General features: G+C 61.4%; 13 protein-coding genes. 6 read left to right on the top strand and 7 right to left on the bottom strand.

Translation table 11 applies throughout. The annotated features are described in order from the left end of the window. The first annotated feature begins 21 nt into the window (after positions 1-21). Entirely contained in the window at positions 22-1,668 is a 1,647-nt protein-coding gene (groL, locus tag CAF74_RS03000) for a chaperonin GroEL (RefSeq protein ID WP_007953220.1), read from the top strand. A gap of 75 nt (positions 1,669-1,743) precedes the next feature. On the opposite strand, the gene CAF74_RS02995 is transcribed toward groL, so the two are convergent. Next, positions 1,744-2,487, bottom strand: a complete 744-nt coding sequence (locus CAF74_RS02995; protein WP_085745265.1) for a phosphatase PAP2 family protein — start codon at positions 2,485-2,487, stop codon at positions 1,744-1,746. 218 nt (positions 2,488-2,705) lie between these two features. Between CAF74_RS02995 and colR the strand changes: the two genes are divergently transcribed. The 5 genes from colR to CAF74_RS02970 all read left to right on the top strand — a co-directional run bounded on the left by colR (position 2,706) and on the right by CAF74_RS02970 (position 6,432). Then, positions 2,706-3,389: a two-component system response regulator ColR gene (gene colR, locus CAF74_RS02990; RefSeq protein ID WP_007953224.1), complete on the top strand. Its 684-nt coding sequence runs from the start codon at positions 2,706-2,708 to the stop codon at positions 3,387-3,389. Beyond that, positions 3,379-4,653, top strand: coding sequence for a HAMP domain-containing sensor histidine kinase (locus tag CAF74_RS02985; RefSeq protein ID WP_085745264.1), 1,275 nt, complete (start codon positions 3,379-3,381; stop codon positions 4,651-4,653). Before colR ends, CAF74_RS02985 begins: the two co-directional genes overlap by 11 nt. Before the next feature lie 162 nt (positions 4,654-4,815). Beyond that, the gene (locus CAF74_RS02980; RefSeq protein WP_085745263.1) at positions 4,816-5,484 is read left to right on the top strand and encodes a class I SAM-dependent methyltransferase; all 669 of its coding nucleotides are present in this window, start codon (positions 4,816-4,818) and stop codon (positions 5,482-5,484) included. 4 nt (positions 5,485-5,488) lie between these two features. Further along, positions 5,489-6,202 (top strand): lipopolysaccharide kinase InaA family protein, encoded by a 714-nt coding sequence (locus tag CAF74_RS02975; RefSeq protein ID WP_085745262.1) that lies wholly within the window; start codon positions 5,489-5,491, stop codon positions 6,200-6,202. Between the two features lie 2 nt (positions 6,203-6,204). Further along, positions 6,205-6,432: a hypothetical protein gene (locus tag CAF74_RS02970; protein WP_011335717.1), complete on the top strand. Its 228-nt coding sequence runs from the start codon at positions 6,205-6,207 to the stop codon at positions 6,430-6,432. A gap of 84 nt (positions 6,433-6,516) precedes the next feature. Here CAF74_RS02970 and CAF74_RS02965 read toward each other — a convergent pair whose 3' ends face one another. The 6 genes from CAF74_RS02965 to CAF74_RS02940 form a co-directional block, all read right to left on the bottom strand. Continuing rightward, a complete protein-coding gene (locus tag CAF74_RS02965; RefSeq protein WP_085745261.1) occupies positions 6,517-9,546 on the bottom strand; it encodes a multidrug efflux RND transporter permease subunit in 3,030 nt (1,009 codons plus the stop codon). A 13-nt stretch (positions 9,547-9,559) separates the two neighbouring features. After that, positions 9,560-10,708: an efflux RND transporter periplasmic adaptor subunit gene (locus CAF74_RS02960; RefSeq protein WP_085745260.1), complete on the bottom strand. Its 1,149-nt coding sequence runs from the start codon at positions 10,706-10,708 to the stop codon at positions 9,560-9,562. Between the two features lie 147 nt (positions 10,709-10,855). Beyond that, positions 10,856-11,956, bottom strand: a complete 1,101-nt coding sequence (locus tag CAF74_RS02955) for a DUF1513 domain-containing protein (RefSeq protein ID WP_085745259.1) — start codon at positions 11,954-11,956, stop codon at positions 10,856-10,858. Positions 11,957-11,970: 14 nt separating this feature from the next. Next, entirely contained in the window at positions 11,971-13,035 is a 1,065-nt protein-coding gene (locus CAF74_RS02950; protein WP_007953243.1) for an imelysin family protein, read from the bottom strand. A 26-nt stretch (positions 13,036-13,061) separates the two neighbouring features. Continuing rightward, complete coding sequence (locus tag CAF74_RS02945; protein ID WP_085745258.1) at positions 13,062-14,489, bottom strand: di-heme oxidoredictase family protein; 1,428 nt, start codon at positions 14,487-14,489, stop codon at positions 13,062-13,064. Positions 14,490-14,644: 155 nt separating this feature from the next. After that, positions 14,645-15,991 carry an imelysin family protein gene (locus CAF74_RS02940; RefSeq protein ID WP_085745257.1) on the bottom strand — a complete coding sequence of 449 codons (1,347 nt, stop codon included), beginning with the start codon at positions 15,989-15,991 and terminating at the stop codon, positions 14,645-14,647. Positions 15,992-16,087: the final 96 nt, after the last annotated feature.

Genomic DNA, 16,087 nt, shown 5'->3' with positions numbered 1-16,087 from the left:
AGTATTTAAGGAATATCGATCATGGCTGCTAAAGAAGTTAAATTCGGCGATTCCGCCCGCAAGAAAATGCTGGTTGGCGTAAACGTCCTGGCTGACGCGGTAAAAGCGACCCTGGGCCCGAAAGGCCGTAACGTGATTCTCGAGAAGAGCTTCGGCGCTCCGACCATCACCAAGGACGGCGTTTCCGTCGCCAAGGAAATCGAACTCGAAGACCGTTTCGAAAACATGGGCGCGCAGCTGGTCAAAGACGTTGCCTCCCGTGCCAACGATGACGCTGGTGACGGTACTACCACCGCTACCGTTCTGGCTCAGTCGATCGTCAACGAAGGCCTGAAAGCCGTCGCTGCCGGCATGAACCCGATGGACCTGAAGCGCGGTATCGACAAAGCGACCATCGCGATCGTCAAAGAACTGAAAGCCCTGTCCAAGCCATGCGCCGACACCAAGGCTATCGCTCAGGTAGGCACCATCTCCGCCAACTCCGACAACTCCATCGGCGACATCATTGCCGAAGCCATGGAAAAAGTCGGTAAAGAAGGCGTGATCACCGTTGAAGAAGGCTCGGGCCTGGAAAACGAACTGTCGGTTGTAGAAGGCATGCAGTTCGACCGTGGCTACCTGTCCCCGTACTTCGTCAACAAGCCGGACACCATGGTTGCCGAGCTGGAAGGCGCGCTGATCCTGCTGGTCGACAAGAAGATCTCGAACATCCGCGAAATGCTGCCAGTGCTGGAAGCCGTTGCCAAAGCCGGCCGTCCACTGCTGATCGTTGCCGAAGACGTTGAAGGCGAAGCCCTGGCGACTCTGGTCGTGAACAACATGCGTGGCATCGTTAAAGTCGCAGCCGTCAAGGCTCCAGGCTTCGGCGACCGTCGCAAGGCCATGCTGCAGGACATCGCTGTTCTGACCGGCGGTACCGTTATCTCCGAAGAGATCGGCCTGAGCCTGGAAAGCACCACCCTGGAACACCTGGGTAGCGCCAAGCGCGTGACCCTGTCCAAGGAAAACACCATCATCGTTGACGGTGCTGGCGTTCAAGGCGACATCGAAGCCCGTATCGCTCAGATCCGTGCCCAGGTTGCCGAGACTTCCTCGGACTACGACCGTGAAAAACTGCAAGAGCGTCTGGCCAAGCTGTCCGGCGGCGTTGCAGTGATCAAGGTTGGCGCCGGTTCCGAAGTTGAAATGAAAGAGAAGAAAGCCCGCGTTGAAGACGCCCTGCACGCAACCCGCGCAGCCGTTGAAGAAGGCGTGGTACCTGGCGGTGGCGTTGCGCTGATCCGCGCTCTGGAAGCCCTGACCGAACTGAAAGGCGACAACGCTGACCAGAACGTCGGTATCGCTGTACTGCGCCGCGCTGTTGAAGCGCCGCTGCGCCAGATCGTTGCCAACTCCGGCGACGAGCCAAGCGTGGTTGTCGACAAGGTCAAGAACGGCGAAGGCAGCTTCGGCTACAACGCTGCTACCGGCGAATACGGCGACATGATCGAAATGGGCATCCTGGACCCAACCAAGGTCACCCGTTCGGCTCTGCAAGCTGCAGCCTCCATCGGCGGTCTGATCCTGACCACCGAAGCTGCTGTTGCTGACGCACCGAAGAAAGAAGGTGCAGCTGGCGGCGGTATGCCAGACATGGGCGGCATGGGTGGCATGGGCGGCATGATGTAAGCCAGCCTCACCCTGTAACGAAAAACCCCGTCTGCGAAAGCAGACGGGGTTTTTTATTGCCCGCGTTTCAGGGTTTCAGGCGTTGACCGGACTGGCCTGCGTGTTTGTTTCAGCCTTGACTGCTGGGCGATACAGAATCCAGTAATACGAACCCAGACAGATCAGCCAGCAAAAGATCGCCGTCCACACGTTGTGGGAAAAGAAGTGCGCGCCCTGCATCATCCGGCTGATCGAGAACACCGAACCCAGCGCGAAGGCAAAGATGAACGCCTGACGGGCCAGCCGCGGGCGACGGTCACGCAGCACGAAGAACAGCGCAAACAAGGTGAAACCGGTGGCCGCATGACCACCCGGCCAGCAACGACCGGGCTTGTCGGTCGGCGGGCGATGATCCAGCAGTTTGCTGTAGGTTTCGTGACCGCCAAACTGTTCGAGGCTCCATGGGCATTGCACCGCCGTCACGGCTTTCACCGGCGTGACAAACGAGGTGGCCAGACCCAGCGACAACACCAGGCAACCCAGTTCACGCTTGAATGGTTTGAGCCGTTCGATGAAAAAAGCACCGATGAACCCGAGGATGGAGAACACCGAAAAGGCGATCACCACTTGTTTGGCGCGGTCGTGGAGGATGTCTTCGAGAAAGTAACTGTGGCGGCCGATGAAGTCGCCCGCGACCGGATCGTAAAACAGCCGGGCCAGATCCATGTCCAGGTCGGTCAGCTCCAGCAACACCAGAATGACCGCCGCGACGGCGGGAATGCCCAGGCAAAGCCATACATTCAAAGGCCTTGAAGCAGGGCGGGCAGAGATCGAAACCATGGCAATTCCTTCATCGGTAAGGTCTTCAAAGAAGCACAACCGTGTGAGTCTGCGCCCGGTTCTGTCGGCGATTTGTCGGTCGCTCGTGAAAAACTCGTCAAGTCCGGCGATCCGTGCAATTAAGTCAAATCAACCCACTCGGTGCCTAGCCGTGAGCCACACTTGGCCGTAAGCTGCGCGGGCCAAGACGGCCGCTACTGTGTACGTAGGAGGTGCCCATGCGAATTCTATTGGTCGAAGACAACCGCGATATCCTGGCCAATCTGGCCGATTACCTGGGGCTCAAAGGCTATACCGTCGATTGCGCCCAGGACGGTCTGTCGGGCCTGCATCTGGCCGCCACCGAGCATTACGACCTGATCGTGCTCGACATCATGCTGCCAGGCATCGACGGCTACACCCTGTGCAAGCGCCTGCGCGAAGACGCCCGTCGCGATACGCCGGTAATCATGCTCACCGCTCGCGATCAGCTCGATGACCGCTTGCAGGGCTTCAAGTCCGGGGCCGACGATTACCTGGTCAAGCCGTTCGCGCTGTCGGAACTGGCGGCCCGGGTCGAAGCGGTGATGCGCCGCACTCAGGGCGGCGGTCGTCGGGCCCTGCAGGTCGGCGATCTGAGCTACGACCTCGATACCCTAGAAGTGACCCGCGAAGGCAAACTGCTCAAGCTCAATCCGGTCGGCCTCAAACTGCTGGCGGTGCTGATGCAAAAGAGCCCGCATGTTTTGCGTCGGGAAATTCTCGAAGAAGCGCTGTGGGGCGATGACTGTCCGGACAGCGACAGCCTGCGCAGCCATGTCCACCAATTGCGCCAGGTGATCGACAAACCATTCGCCAAGCCACTGCTGCACACCGTGCACGGCGTGGGTTACCGCCTGGCCGAGGGCCGCGATGGAGTTTAAGCAAAGCCTTGCCCAGCGGATCATCATCGCCTTTGCGCTGATGAGTGCGCTGGTGGCCGGGGCGTTTGCCATGGGCATCGTCGCGACCGTGCACCTGGTCGAGGAAAAACTGATTTCCGCCGGGTTGGGCGGGGATCTGCAACGCCTGCTGCTGATGGACAACGTCTCGGACTGGAGCCATCGGCCGGAGCCGGATCAACTGTTCTACTTCAGCGGCGGGCCGGGCGACTTCGAGCTGCCCAAGGACCTGCGACACCTGGATTCGGGGTTCCATGAAGTCTTTCGCGAGCAGCTGTCGTACCACGCGATGGTCGAGGTGGTCGACGGTCGCCGCTACGTGCTGCTGCAGGATCAAAGCGATTTTGAAGAACGCGAGCGCGTGCTGTTCGCCGTGGTGCTGGTGGGCTTCGTGCTCAGTCTGGCGCTGGCGGTGTTCCTTGGCTGGGTGCTGGCGCGCAAAGTGATGGCCCCGGTGGTGCGTCTTGCCCGCCAGGTGCGCCATCGCGACCAGTTGCTCGGGCTGGCACCTCCACTGGCGCCGGACTATGCGGCTGACGAGGTGGGCGAACTGGCAGTGGCGTTCGATGCCACGCTTGGGCGCCTGCGTCAGGCGCTGACGCGGGAGCGCCTGTTCACCAGCGACGTCAGCCACGAATTGCGTACACCGCTGATGGTATTGGCCAGCTCCTGTGAACTGCTGCTGGAAAATCCGGGCATCGATCAGCGCGGCAAGGCCCAGGTTCAGCGCATTGCGCGGGCCAGTGAAGAGATGCGTGAGCTGGTGCAGACCTTCCTGATGCTCGCTCGCGCCCAGCGTGAAGACGCAGGCGCGGCGCCCCAGCATAACCTCTCGCAAGTGGCCGACAGTTTGCTTTGCCTGTGGCGAGAACCCATCGAATCCAAGGGCTTGCAGCTGATTTTCGAGCCGGGCAATCCGCCCGACACCTGTTATAACGCGACGCTGCTCAATGCGGTGATGGGCAACTTGCTGCGCAATGCCTTGCACTACACCGAGCAGGGGTTCATTCGCCTGACGCTCAACGAGAACGGTTTCGTGGTCGAGGATTCGGGCGTAGGCATTCCCGAGGAAAAACGCGAGGCGATGTTCCAGCCTTTTGTACGCGGAAACGAAAAACGCGGCGAAGGGCTGGGGTTGGGTCTTTCACTGGTTCAACGCATCTGCGAGAACCAGGGCTGGAGCGTCACGTTGAGCACGATGGAGCCCAATGGCTGCCGTTTCGAGGTCGATCTGGGCAAGCGCTGAAGATCAGCCGGTCGACGAGGGTACTCCCGCCAACCTGTCTAATTCCTGTATAACCTTGAAATAGATTGCCGATTTACATGACGTTTTTTTCACAAAGGGATGACCTGACGCTGACACGCCGCTGCTTAAGGTGGCGTCATCAGTAATTCAGGAGTCCTGGTGATGGCCGGCCCGATCAAGCTCGATTTTTCCGAAAAGTACGACGATAAACATGCGCAGAAATACCTGCGCAAGCACCAGGACGGTCTGGGACGTCGTTTGTCCAACTGGCGGGATCAGCAGATGGCCCGCAAGGCGCTGACCCTGGTCGGTGAGCCGGGGCTGGTACTCGACCTGCCGTGCGGTGCGGGGCGTTTCTGGCCGATGCTCGCGGAAAAACCCAACCGGGTGATCATCGGTGCGGACAATTCCGAGTCGATGATCAAGACCGCCATGCAGGCACAACCGGCGGATGTGGTGAAACGGGTACAACCCTTGCACACATCTGCGTTCGACATTGCCTTGCCCGATAACGCCGTCGACAGCATTTTTTGCATGCGACTGCTGCATCACATCGGCGAAGCCGAGCACCGCCGGGCGATTCTGCGCGAATTCGAGCGCGTCACTCGCGACAGCGTGATCATTTCGCTGTGGGTCGACGGCAATTTCAAGTCCTGGAAACGCAAGCGCGCCGAGCGCACGCGTGGGCAGGAAGGTTACCAGAACCGGTTTGTGTTACCGGCCGCTACAGTTGAAAAGGAATTTGAAGACGCGGGGTTCCGGATCCAGGAACAACTGGACTTTATTCCGCTCTATGCCATGTGGCGAGTCTACGTATTACGCAAGAGGTAACAGGATGGCAGTGCAATTTGCAGCAGAAGCGGAAGTCGCTCCCGAGGATCGCTTCGACTACTACTGGAACCAGCGTGGCGAATGGGTCGAGGAACCCAATGTACGCCGGGGTGGCGAAAGTGGTGTGCAACGGATCATGGGACGTGACGGCCAGCTGCTGTATGCCAAACGCCAGACCGGACATATCTATCGCAGCTGGCTGCACCCGTTCGGACGGCCGACCGTGTTGCGCGAGCTCGATGCGCTGACGGGCGTGACCCGGCTCAGCGTCAGAGTCCCTGAAATCGTGTTCTGCGGTGCCCAGCCCGATCCCGAATTTAAATGGCGTGCACTGTTGGTGACGAAGTCGCTCGATGGCTTTCAGGAGTTTGAGCAATGGGAAGCCGCCGGCGGACGCGAGCAATACGGCGAAGCTGTCTATGAGCGCGTGCTCAAGGATCTCGCCGAAAATCTCGCGCGCATGCACAAGGGCCGTTGGCAGCACAGCTGCATCTACATCAAGCACGTATTTGTGCGGGTGACGGGCGAAGGTGAGTCGGTCAAGGTCGAAGTCGCCCTGATCGATCTGGAAAAGTGCCGTCAGCGATTGACCGCTTATCGCGCAGCCGCCCATGACATGAAGCAATTGCGTCGCCACTCGTCGTTCAGCGCAACGGACTGGAAAAAACTCGTCTACTTTTATGAGACGGCGTTTGGCAGCGCTATCAAAGGTTTATAGCGATGAAACTAGAAATTGCACGAGGTTTGTTTCTGGTAGGAGCCTTGGCAGTTGCATCATTGGCGGTGGCGGCCTGGGAACAGCCACGCATGCAGGTGATCGGTGCCTCGGCGAGCGATCCGCATTGCCCGATGCCACGGGTGGCGAAAGCCGCCGTGGCCACTCAGCCGGACCATGATCTGTTGCTGTTCATGTTCGGACTCTCTCAAGGAATGAGGCCGCAGAGTTGAATCGATTGAAATCTCTTTCTAGAAGAGCCAAAGGCCTCGCTGATGCGAGGCCTTTTTTATTGGGTCATGGCTTTTTTTACTGCGTCATGCCTTGGGATCGGGTTTCGCCAGCACGGTGTAAACGCACGGCAGGACAAACAGCGTGAACAACGTCCCGATCGACATCCCGGTGGCAATCACCGTCCCGATGTCGAAACGGCTGACCGCACCGGCGCCGGTGGCCACGATCAGCGGCACCATGCCGAAGACCATCGCCGCCGTGGTCATCAACACCGGGCGCAGGCGAATCGCTGCCGCTTCCTCCACTGCCTCGCGGGGTGTCAGGCCCTTCTCCTTGCGTAACTGGTTGGCGAACTCGACGATCAGGATCCCGTGCTTGCTGATCAGCCCGATCAGCGTCACCAGCCCGACCTGGGTGTAGATGTTCATGCTCGACCAGCCGAGGAACAGCGGAATCAGCGCCCCGCAGATCGACAACGGCACGGTCACCAGAATCACCAATGGGTCGCGGAAGCTTTCGAACTGCGCCGCCAGCACCAGGAAAATGATCGCCAGCGCCAACGCGAAGGTCACCCACAGCGCGCTGCCTTCCTGGACGAACTGCCGGGAGGCGCCGCCGTAATCGAAGGCAAAACCGGCCGGGGCTTCTTCCCGGGCTATCTGCAACACGCTGTCGATGGCTTCGCCCATGCTCACCAGCGGGAACCCGGACAGCTTGGCCGCGTTGAGTTGCTGGAACTGGTTGAGCTGTCGCGGTCGTGCGCGGTCGGTCACGGTGATCAGGGTCGACAGCGGCAGCAGTTCGCCCTGGGTGTTTTTCACGTAGTAATTGTTCAGCCAGTCCGGGTTGTCGCGGTAGGCCCGTTCGACCTGGGCGATGACCTTGTAGCTGCGGCCTTCGATGGTGAACCGGTTGATCTCGGCTTCGCCGAGCAAGGTCGCGAGGGTGCCGCCCAGATCCTGCATCGACACGCCCATCTGCGCAGCCTTGGCGCGGTCGATGTCGACCACCACTTCGGGTTTGTCGAAAGCCAGGTCGAGGTCGACGAAGGCGAACTTGCCCGATTCCATGGCGCGCTTCTTGATCCGGTCGGCCACTTGCAGCAACAGCTCGTAGTCGTTGGCGGTGTTGATCACAAACTCGAACGGCAGGCCTTCACCGGTGCCAGGCAGGGACGGCAGGTTGAAGCCGAAGATCTGCAGGCCCGGAATGCCCTCGAGTCTGCCTTGTACCTCGGGGAGGATTTCCATTTGCGTGCGGCTGCGCTCGTTCCACGGTTTGAGCAGGAAACCGCCGATGCCGCTCTGCACCCCGTTGTAGCCGTTGATCTGGAACGAGGAGTAGTACTCCGGAAACTCCTTGAAGATCTTGATGAACTCGTCGGTGTAGGTGTTCAGGTAATCGAGGTTGGTCGGTTGCGGCGCGTTGGCCATCATGAAGATGATGCCCTGATCCTCGTCCGGTGCCAGTTCCGATTTGGTGAACTTGAGCAGCACCGGAGTCAGGCACAGCACGATCACCGCGAACACCAGCACCACCGGCCGGGTATTGAGCGTGCCGTGCAGCATGCTCTGATAGCGACGCTTGAGGCTGTCGAAAATCCGGTCGAGGCGGTGGGCCAGGCCCGTGGGATTTTCGTCATGGCGCAGCAGCATGGCGCACATCATCGGCGACAGGGTCAGGGCGACGACGCCGGAAATCACCACCGCCCCGGCCAGGGTCAACGCAAACTCCTTGAACAGTGCCCCCGTCAGTCCGGTGAGAAAACCGATCGGTGCGTACACCGCCGCCAGGGTGATGGTCATCGACACCACCGGCATGGCGATTTCCCGTGCGCCTTCGAGCGCGGCCTCCAGTGGTGTCTTGCCTTCCTCGATGTGCCGGTGGATGTTTTCCACCACCACAATCGCGTCGTCCACCACCAACCCGATGGCGAGCACCATCGCCAGCAGGGTCAGCAGGTTGATCGAGTAGCCCATCATCTGCATGAAGAACATCACGCCGATCATCGACAGCGGAATGGTCACCACCGGAATGACCACTGAACGCAGGGCACCGAGGAACAGGAACACCACCACGATCACGATCAGCACCGCCTCGAACAGGGTTTTCACCACTTCGTCGATGGAGGCCTGGATGAACAGCGTGGCGTCGTAGGCGATCTCGCTCTTGAGGTTGGGCGGCAGCTGGGCTTCCAGCTCCGGCATGATCTTGCGCACTTCCTTGATCACTTCCAGCGGGTTGGCCCCGGGTGTGGCCTTGATCCCGATATACACCGAAGGCGTGCCGCCGAACGAACTGATCGAGTTGTAGTTTTCCGCGCCCATTTCGACCCGTGCCACATCGCTGAGCAGCACCCGGCTGTCACCGCTGACCTTGAGCGGGATCTTGCCGAAGGCTTCGGCGGACTTCAGTTCGGTGTTGGCGTTGATGCTGGTGACCACGTACTCGCCTTTCACTTCGCCGGCGGCGGAGAGAAAGTTGTACTGGCGCACCGCGTTGGTCACGTCGCTGGCGCTGAGGCCGAAGCCGGCGAGTTTCACCGGGTCGATCCACAGGCGCATGGCGAACACCTGGTTGCCGAGAATCTCTGCCTCGGCCATGCCCGGCAGGGTCGCCAGTTTCGGCTGGATCACCCGTGAGAGGTAGTCGGTGATCTGCGGGTTGTTCAGCTCCTTGCTGAAGAAGCTGATGTACATCAGCGCCGAGGCGTCGGCGGCTTCCTTGCTCAGCACCGGATCTTCGGCGTCCTGAGGCAACTTGTTCTTCACCTCGTTGGCCTTGGCCAGCAGTTCGGTGAACAAGCGGTCGCTGTTGGAGCCGATGCGCGCGTAGATCGAAATCACCGAGAAGTTCTGGCGACTGACCGAAGTCATGTAGTCGATGCCCTCGGCGCTGGCCAGGCTCTGTTGCATCGGTTGGGTGATGTAGCCCTGGATGGTTTCGGCGTTGGCCCCGGGGTACGCGGTGGTCACCGTGATCAGGGCGTTCTCCATTTGCGGGTACTGGCGCAGCGGCAGCTTGCTCCAGGCCTGGAAGCCCAGCAGCACAATCAGCAGGCTGACCACGGTGGCGAGCACCGGGCGGCGGATGAACGGATCGGTAAAAGCCATGGGGTTTCCTTGATCAGTCGGCGCGGGGCGGACTGTTCTGCTCGCCGAGGGTCTTGTCGTCGCTGATGGCAATGTGGGCGCCGTTGTCCAGTTTGATCTGGCCGGCCGTCACCACCTGTTCGCCGCTCTGCACGCCCTTGTTGATCATCACCTGGCCATCGCGGCGTTCGCCGGTCTCGACGAACCGACGCTCGGCGATCAGCACCGGTTGGCCCTTGTCGTCTTTTTCGACGGTGCCATCTTCGGCTTTCTTCTGGGTGACCACGTACGTCGAGTTGCCGTACAGGGTGTAGGTGATCGCACTTTCCGGGACCACGATGTGTTTCTGCGGATCCGGCAGCAGCACTTCGACGCTGGTGAACATGCCCGGCAGCAACTTGCCATCGGGGTTGGCCAGGGTGGCGCGCACCAGAATGTTGCGAGTGGTGCTTTCGACGATCGGGTTGATGGCGCTGATGGCGCCGGTGAAATGCTGGCCGGGATACGCCGCGACCGTGATCTGTACCGGTTGACCGATAGCCAGTTTCGGCACCGATTGTTCGGGCACGTAGAAATCGGCGTAGAGGCTGCTCAGGTCCTGCAGGGTGGCGATCTTGGTGCCGCTGGCGAGGTAGTCGCCGATGTCGACGAGGCGGATGCCGATGGTGCCGCTGAAGGGCGCGACGATGCGTTTTTTCGCCAGCGCCGCATTGAGCTGATTGACCGTGGCCTTGTTCTTTTGCAACTGCGCCGAGAGCCGGTCGAATTCGCCTTTGGAGATGGCGCTGCTGCCGACGAGTTGACTGCCGCGACCGTAATCCAGCTGCGCGAGGCCGAGATCGGCCTTGGCGGTTTCGAGGAAGGCGGCTTCGACGGCGCTGTCCAGTTGTAGCAACGGCTGGCCGGCCTTGACCTTCTGCCCCGATTCGAACTTCAGCTCGGTGACGGTGCCGGCGTTCTCCAGGCTCAGGTCGACGCCTTGCAGCGCTTTCAGCGTGCCGACGGTGGACAGACGCATCTGCCACGGGCGCTCGACGGCGGTGGCCACGGCGACGCTGATCGGCGGCTTCGGTTTGGAAAAGCCCTGGATCATCGTATAGATCGAGAAGGCCTTGTAACCGGCGAGAAGCAGAACGATCAGCAGTACAACACCCAACATGATCAGCATGCGGCGACGCAGCATATTTCCAGTTCCTTGGAGAAAATCAGGCGAGACAGGCGGGCACATTACCCCGAGTCCGGCAGGGATTCCAACTGCCAGTTTTTACCGGGTATGAGGGGAGGCGATACAAAAAAGCAGCGCCGCCGACCGAACGGCCGGCGGCGAATTTCAGGCCATCAGATGAAGATGGTTGTCCCAGAGCCCTGCGGGCAAATCCAGCGGTTTGGCCAGCAGATCGTCCTGACGGCAATCGTAGTAGCGGCAACGTCCCTGACCGGAGGTCACGACAAACCCGTCCTTCACCGCACCGACGCCGGCGCAGTCGGGCAACGGTGCGTCGAGGCGCACTTCGCCGCTGTCCAGGTCCCAGATGAAGAAGCGGTTGCCGCGCGGTGCGGTCAGTGCCACCAGACGCAGGTCGCTGTGCACGGCGACGCTGGCGGTGTAATGACCCATCGACTGCAACTGATGCTCCGGCACCGGGAACGCCACGAAAGGCTGGCCCGGTCGCTTGATCGCCAGCAGCTCCGAGCGCTCGTGGGAAGGCCCCATGAATTGCTGGCCGGCAACGATGGTGCCGTCGCTGGCGATCCCCAGGTGGCGCACGCTGTTCATCTGCTGGGCGAGGGTTTCCTTGCTCAGCAGGGTGCCATCGCGCTGCATCAGCACCAGGCTTGGCTCCATGGCGTCGAGGTTCATGTCGACCCGGCTTTCGGCCTCGGTGCGGATCCCGCCATTGGCCACCACCAGGGTTTCACCGTCGGGCATCCACGACACCTGATGCGGGCCGAGACCGTGGGTGGAAAGCTCGCCGCTGTGCACCAGCCGTTCGCCTTCGAACTTGTACACCCCGAGCAGTCCACGGCCCGGATCGGTGGTGTCGTTTTCGGTGGCGTACAGGTAGTCGCCGCTGTGGTGGATCACCGCGTGGCCGTAGAAATGCCGGTTCGGCTGCGACGTCACGGTTTGCAGCAATGCACCGTTGCGCAGATCGATCAGGTAGCTCTCGGTGCCCGGCCGGCGGGCAACGAACAGCGCGATCGGCAGCGTCGGGTGATTGATGATGTCGTGGCAGCGCTGGCCGACTTCGGTGGCAAACACCTGGGTGCCGTCCAGCCGATAACCGACGGCGTAATGCTTGCCGTCGGTGTCGTCCCGCGCCGACAACAGCAGCGGGCTTTGGTCCTTGCGTTTGAACAGCGTCCAGCCGCCCAGTGTCACTGCTCCCAGCAGCAAACTACCTAAAGTCAGAGCCTGGCGTCGCAGCATGGCACGTGCCCTCATCAGTCACCGTCGTTGGCGTTGAAGCCCAGTTGGATGCCCAGCGCCTTGGCCAGCTCGCCTTCGTGCAGGCGGTGGACGACGTTGAGGCTGTCGTAGATGTCGTTGAGCTGCTGGCGACCGGCGTCATCGTTGAGCATTTCGGTCAGCGAGCGCTGAGTGCTGCCGAACAGTTTGAGCGACGCCGCGTAAGCTGCATCGATCTTGTCCGCCAGCGGCTTTTGCTCAGCCGGCAGCAGGCCGCGCAGGCCTTTGTTGTCGACGCCTTCCCAGACGGTTTTGGCCGCTGCGAGGCTGGCTTCCAGCGACTCCATCGACGACTGGCTGCGCCATGCATCGGCCTGGAACGGCTGTGGTACGCCCTTGCTCTGACGGCCCATCGGCGTGCCGAGTTTTTTCTTCAGGGTGTCGAGGGCGGTGACCTGTACCCGCAGCAGATCGGCGATCGCTTCGTGGGAGTCGGCGTAGCGCTGGTTCGGGAACTTGCTCATCTGCGCGAGCATGCCGTCGGTGTTATTCCAGCTGCTGAGAATCTCTTCGGCCAGTTGTTTCTGACGCTCGCCGATGGCCACCAGCAGTGGGCAGTACTTGGCTTTCTGCGCGTCGTTGGCGACGTCAGGTTTGGCGTCGAACAGGATGTACTCGTAAGCGGACAGGCCTTGAACCACGACGCTGGACTTGGCCAGTGCGGCGGCATCGATCTGCGGCTGCGCGGTGACCAGTTGCTCGACCTGACGGCCGACCAGGTTTTTCTTGTCCGGCCAGAACTGCACCTGCCACGAACGGTTGCCTTCGGCCAGCGGGCCGATCAACAGCGGTTGCAACTCGGCCCAGGCTTTCTGCGCGTGCAGGAAGTCGGCACGGGCGGTGTCCAGCGACTCTTTGCCCTGGCAGTAAGCGAGGGCGCTGACGGCCAGTTGCTTGTCGGCTTCGACCCAGCGGGTGTAGGTCGGCAGGATCACCGATTTGGCGATGGCCGCCGAGGTGACGGCTTGCGGATCCTGCGGCGAGCACGCGCCGAGGGCCAGTGCGGCAAGGCTGGTGAACAACAGCTTGGGACGGAACATGTCGGGCTCCCGATTCTTTTAAGTGTTTAAAGTGAGTTCAAGAACGCCAGCAGCGCGGCACGCTGCTCGGCGTTGAAAGACAAAACCTGTTGCTGCGCCGCCTTCGCTTCGCCGCCGTGCCAGAGCACGGCTTCGAGCAGGTTGCGGGCGCGGCCGTCATGCAGAAACTGGGTGTGGCCGCTGACCGCCTGCGTCAGGCCGATGCCCCACAGCGGCGGGGTGCGCCAGTCGCGGCCGGAGGCCTGGAATTCGGTGCGGTTGTCCGCCAGGCCTTCGCCCATGTCGTGCAGCAGCAGATCGCTGTACGGGCGAATCACTTGATTGGCCAGTTCAGGTTCGGCCGCGTTGGCGGCGGTGGTGTATTTCGGTGTGTGACAGGACTGGCAACCCGCCTGGAAGAACAGATTCTTGCCGGCCAGCACTTGCGCATCGTTGACCCCACGGCGGGCGGGAACGGCAAGGTTGCGGCTGTAGAACAGCACCAGGCGCAGGATGTTGTCGCTGACTTCCGGTTCGCCGTCCGGGCCATTGCCGTTCGGTGCCTGTTTGCAGGCGGTTTGCGCGTCGGTGCAGTCATCAAACGGTCTCAGGCTGGTGGTGAGGCCCATATCACCAGAAAACGCGTGAACATTTTGTTGATTGAGGTTCGGCTGGCCGGCTTTCCAGCCAAATCGCCCCATGACGGTCTTTTGCTGCTCATCGTCCCAGACCCGATTTGGCCGGCCGTTGATGCCGTTGTTCTCTTTGGCCTGCGCGGCGGCATTGGCGAGGATCGCTTCTTCCGGGATCGCTTCGAGCAGGCCCAGGCCGATCATCGGCGGTGCAACGCGGGCCGAGAAACGTGTGTCCGGGTGCATCGGGCCGTAGCCGAGCTGGGTGATCTGCAGGACCGGTTTACGCAGCTCGACCTCGGTGCCGTCCTTGAAGCGGACCGGCACCGGCGTGTAATCGACCCGCACCTTGCCTTCCGGCGCGACGCCGGGGACGGCCATGTCCTGGAACTGGCCGCCGTAGACTGGCTCCGGCACCACGCCCACTTGCTCGATGACCTTGGCATAGGCCGGCGCATCGGGAATCGACAGGCGTACCAGCATCGACACCGCGTTGGCCGCATCCGGCGTCGGCGGATGGCCGCGGCCGTCCTTGATATGGCAGTTCTGGCAGGCGTTGGTGTTGAACAGCGGGCCGAGGCCATCGCGGGCCGTGGTGGTCGATGGCGCGATCACCCACGGGCTGCGAAAGAAGCTGTTGCCGACGCTGAAGTCCACCCGCCGCGAAGGCGGCAGGTTGGCCGACGGCAGGGAAAACGCGTTCTGATCGCTCTTGCGCACGGTCGCCGCGCCGCCGGAACGGGCCTCACCCGGCTCGGCCTTGGTGAAGCGCGGGGCGTCATCGCAGGCACTCAGGCCCAGGGCCAGAAACAGTGCGGACAAGCGAAGAGGCAGCGAGGGCATCAGACTTCCTGCAAGAGGGGCGAATTTAAAGGCGCAAAGTCTAACAGGGCGAGGGGGTTTGAATAAGAGGAATTATCGTTTGCTTGATGCGCGTCAGGTCAGCCAGAACGAAAAAGGCGACCCGAAGGTCGCCTTTATTAACGCGGACGCTGTGATCAGAACTCGTGATCGGCGTTGTCCGGGTTCAGGTCGCTGATGCCCAGCTTGCCGGCAGCGGCTTCGATCGAACCGGTCTGCTTGACCAGCGAAGCGATGGCGTCGCGCACGATCTGGTTGCCGGCGGTGTTGCCGGCCGCGATCAACTGGTCGTAGTGCTCACCCTTGTTGGCGTGATCGACCATGACCTGGATCTTGGCTTCGGTGGCGGCCAGATCGGCTTTCAGCGCGGTGTCGGCAGCCGGGTCGACCTTGGCCACCAGCGACGACAGGCTGGCGCCGGTCATTTTGGTGCCGTCGACACGGGTGTACTCGCCCAGGTACACGTTACGAATGCCCTTGGCATCGTAGAAGTGCGAGTTGTGGGTGTTGTCGCTGAAGCAATCCTGTTCGTCTTCCGGGGAGTTCGCTTCCAGGGACACTTTCATGCGCTCGCCGGCCAGTTCGCCCAGGGACAGACTGCCCATGCCGAACAGCATTTTGCGCAGGCCGCTTTCAGCCGGTTCGGCTTCCAGGGTGGCGCGGTAGTTGTCGGCCACGTTCGGCTTCCAGTTGCCGACCATTTCTTCCAGGTCGCTGACCAGCAACTGGGTCACGGCTTTCAGGTAGGCACGACGACGATCGTTGTGACCGCCGGTGGCGCCGGCGCCTTCCAGGTAGTCCGAGGCTGGACGGTTGCCGGCGCCAGGGCCGGTGCCGTTCAGGTCCTGGCCCCAGAGCAGGAATTCGATGGCATGGTAGCCGGTGGCAACGTTGGCTTCGGAACCGCCCAGCTCGTTCAGGCTGGCGAGTTTTTCCGGGGTGATGTCCTTGACGTCGACCTTGTCTTCGCCGACCTGTACTTCGGTGTTGGCGATGATGTTGGCGGTGGCGCCCGGGTTGCCCAGTGCGTGTTCGTAGGACTTGTCGACGTAGTCGATCAGGCCTTCGTCCAGAGGCCAGGCGTTCACCTGACCTTCCCAGTCGTCGATGATGGTGTTGCCGAAGCGGAACACTTCGCTCTGCAGGTAAGGAACGCGGGCGGCGACCCAGGCAGCCTTGGCGGCTTTCAGGGTGTCGGCGTTCGGCTTGGCGAGGAACGCGTCGATGGCGGTTTGCAGGGTTTTCGCGGTGGATTCGGCATCGCTGTAAACGGCGAAGACCATGTCGGCGTAGTGCGAGACAACGGCTTTGCCGGCGGCCTCGTCGACTTTACCGGCGGCAGCAGGCGCAGCCGGTGCAGCGGTGCTGGCAGCCGGGGTCGGCGCAGGAGCGGCGGCCTTGTCTTTGTCTTTACCTTCGCCGCAACCGGCGAGGGAAATAGCGATGGCCAGCAGACTGGCGGTAGCCAGAGGCATACGAATCATGGCGAACATCCTGCTTCGGTAATTGAGTGGACAGGCGCGGGGGTGCGCAAAAGCTGCGACATAATGCAAATCTTTCGCATTATGTGTAAAGGGTTG

Origin of the sequence: Pseudomonas sp. R45(2017) (genome assembly GCF_002112305.1) — a bacterium.
Lineage (GTDB): Bacteria > Pseudomonadota > Gammaproteobacteria > Pseudomonadales > Pseudomonadaceae > Aquipseudomonas > Aquipseudomonas paraglycinae.
This window is presented reverse-complemented; position numbering and strand designations above follow the sequence as displayed.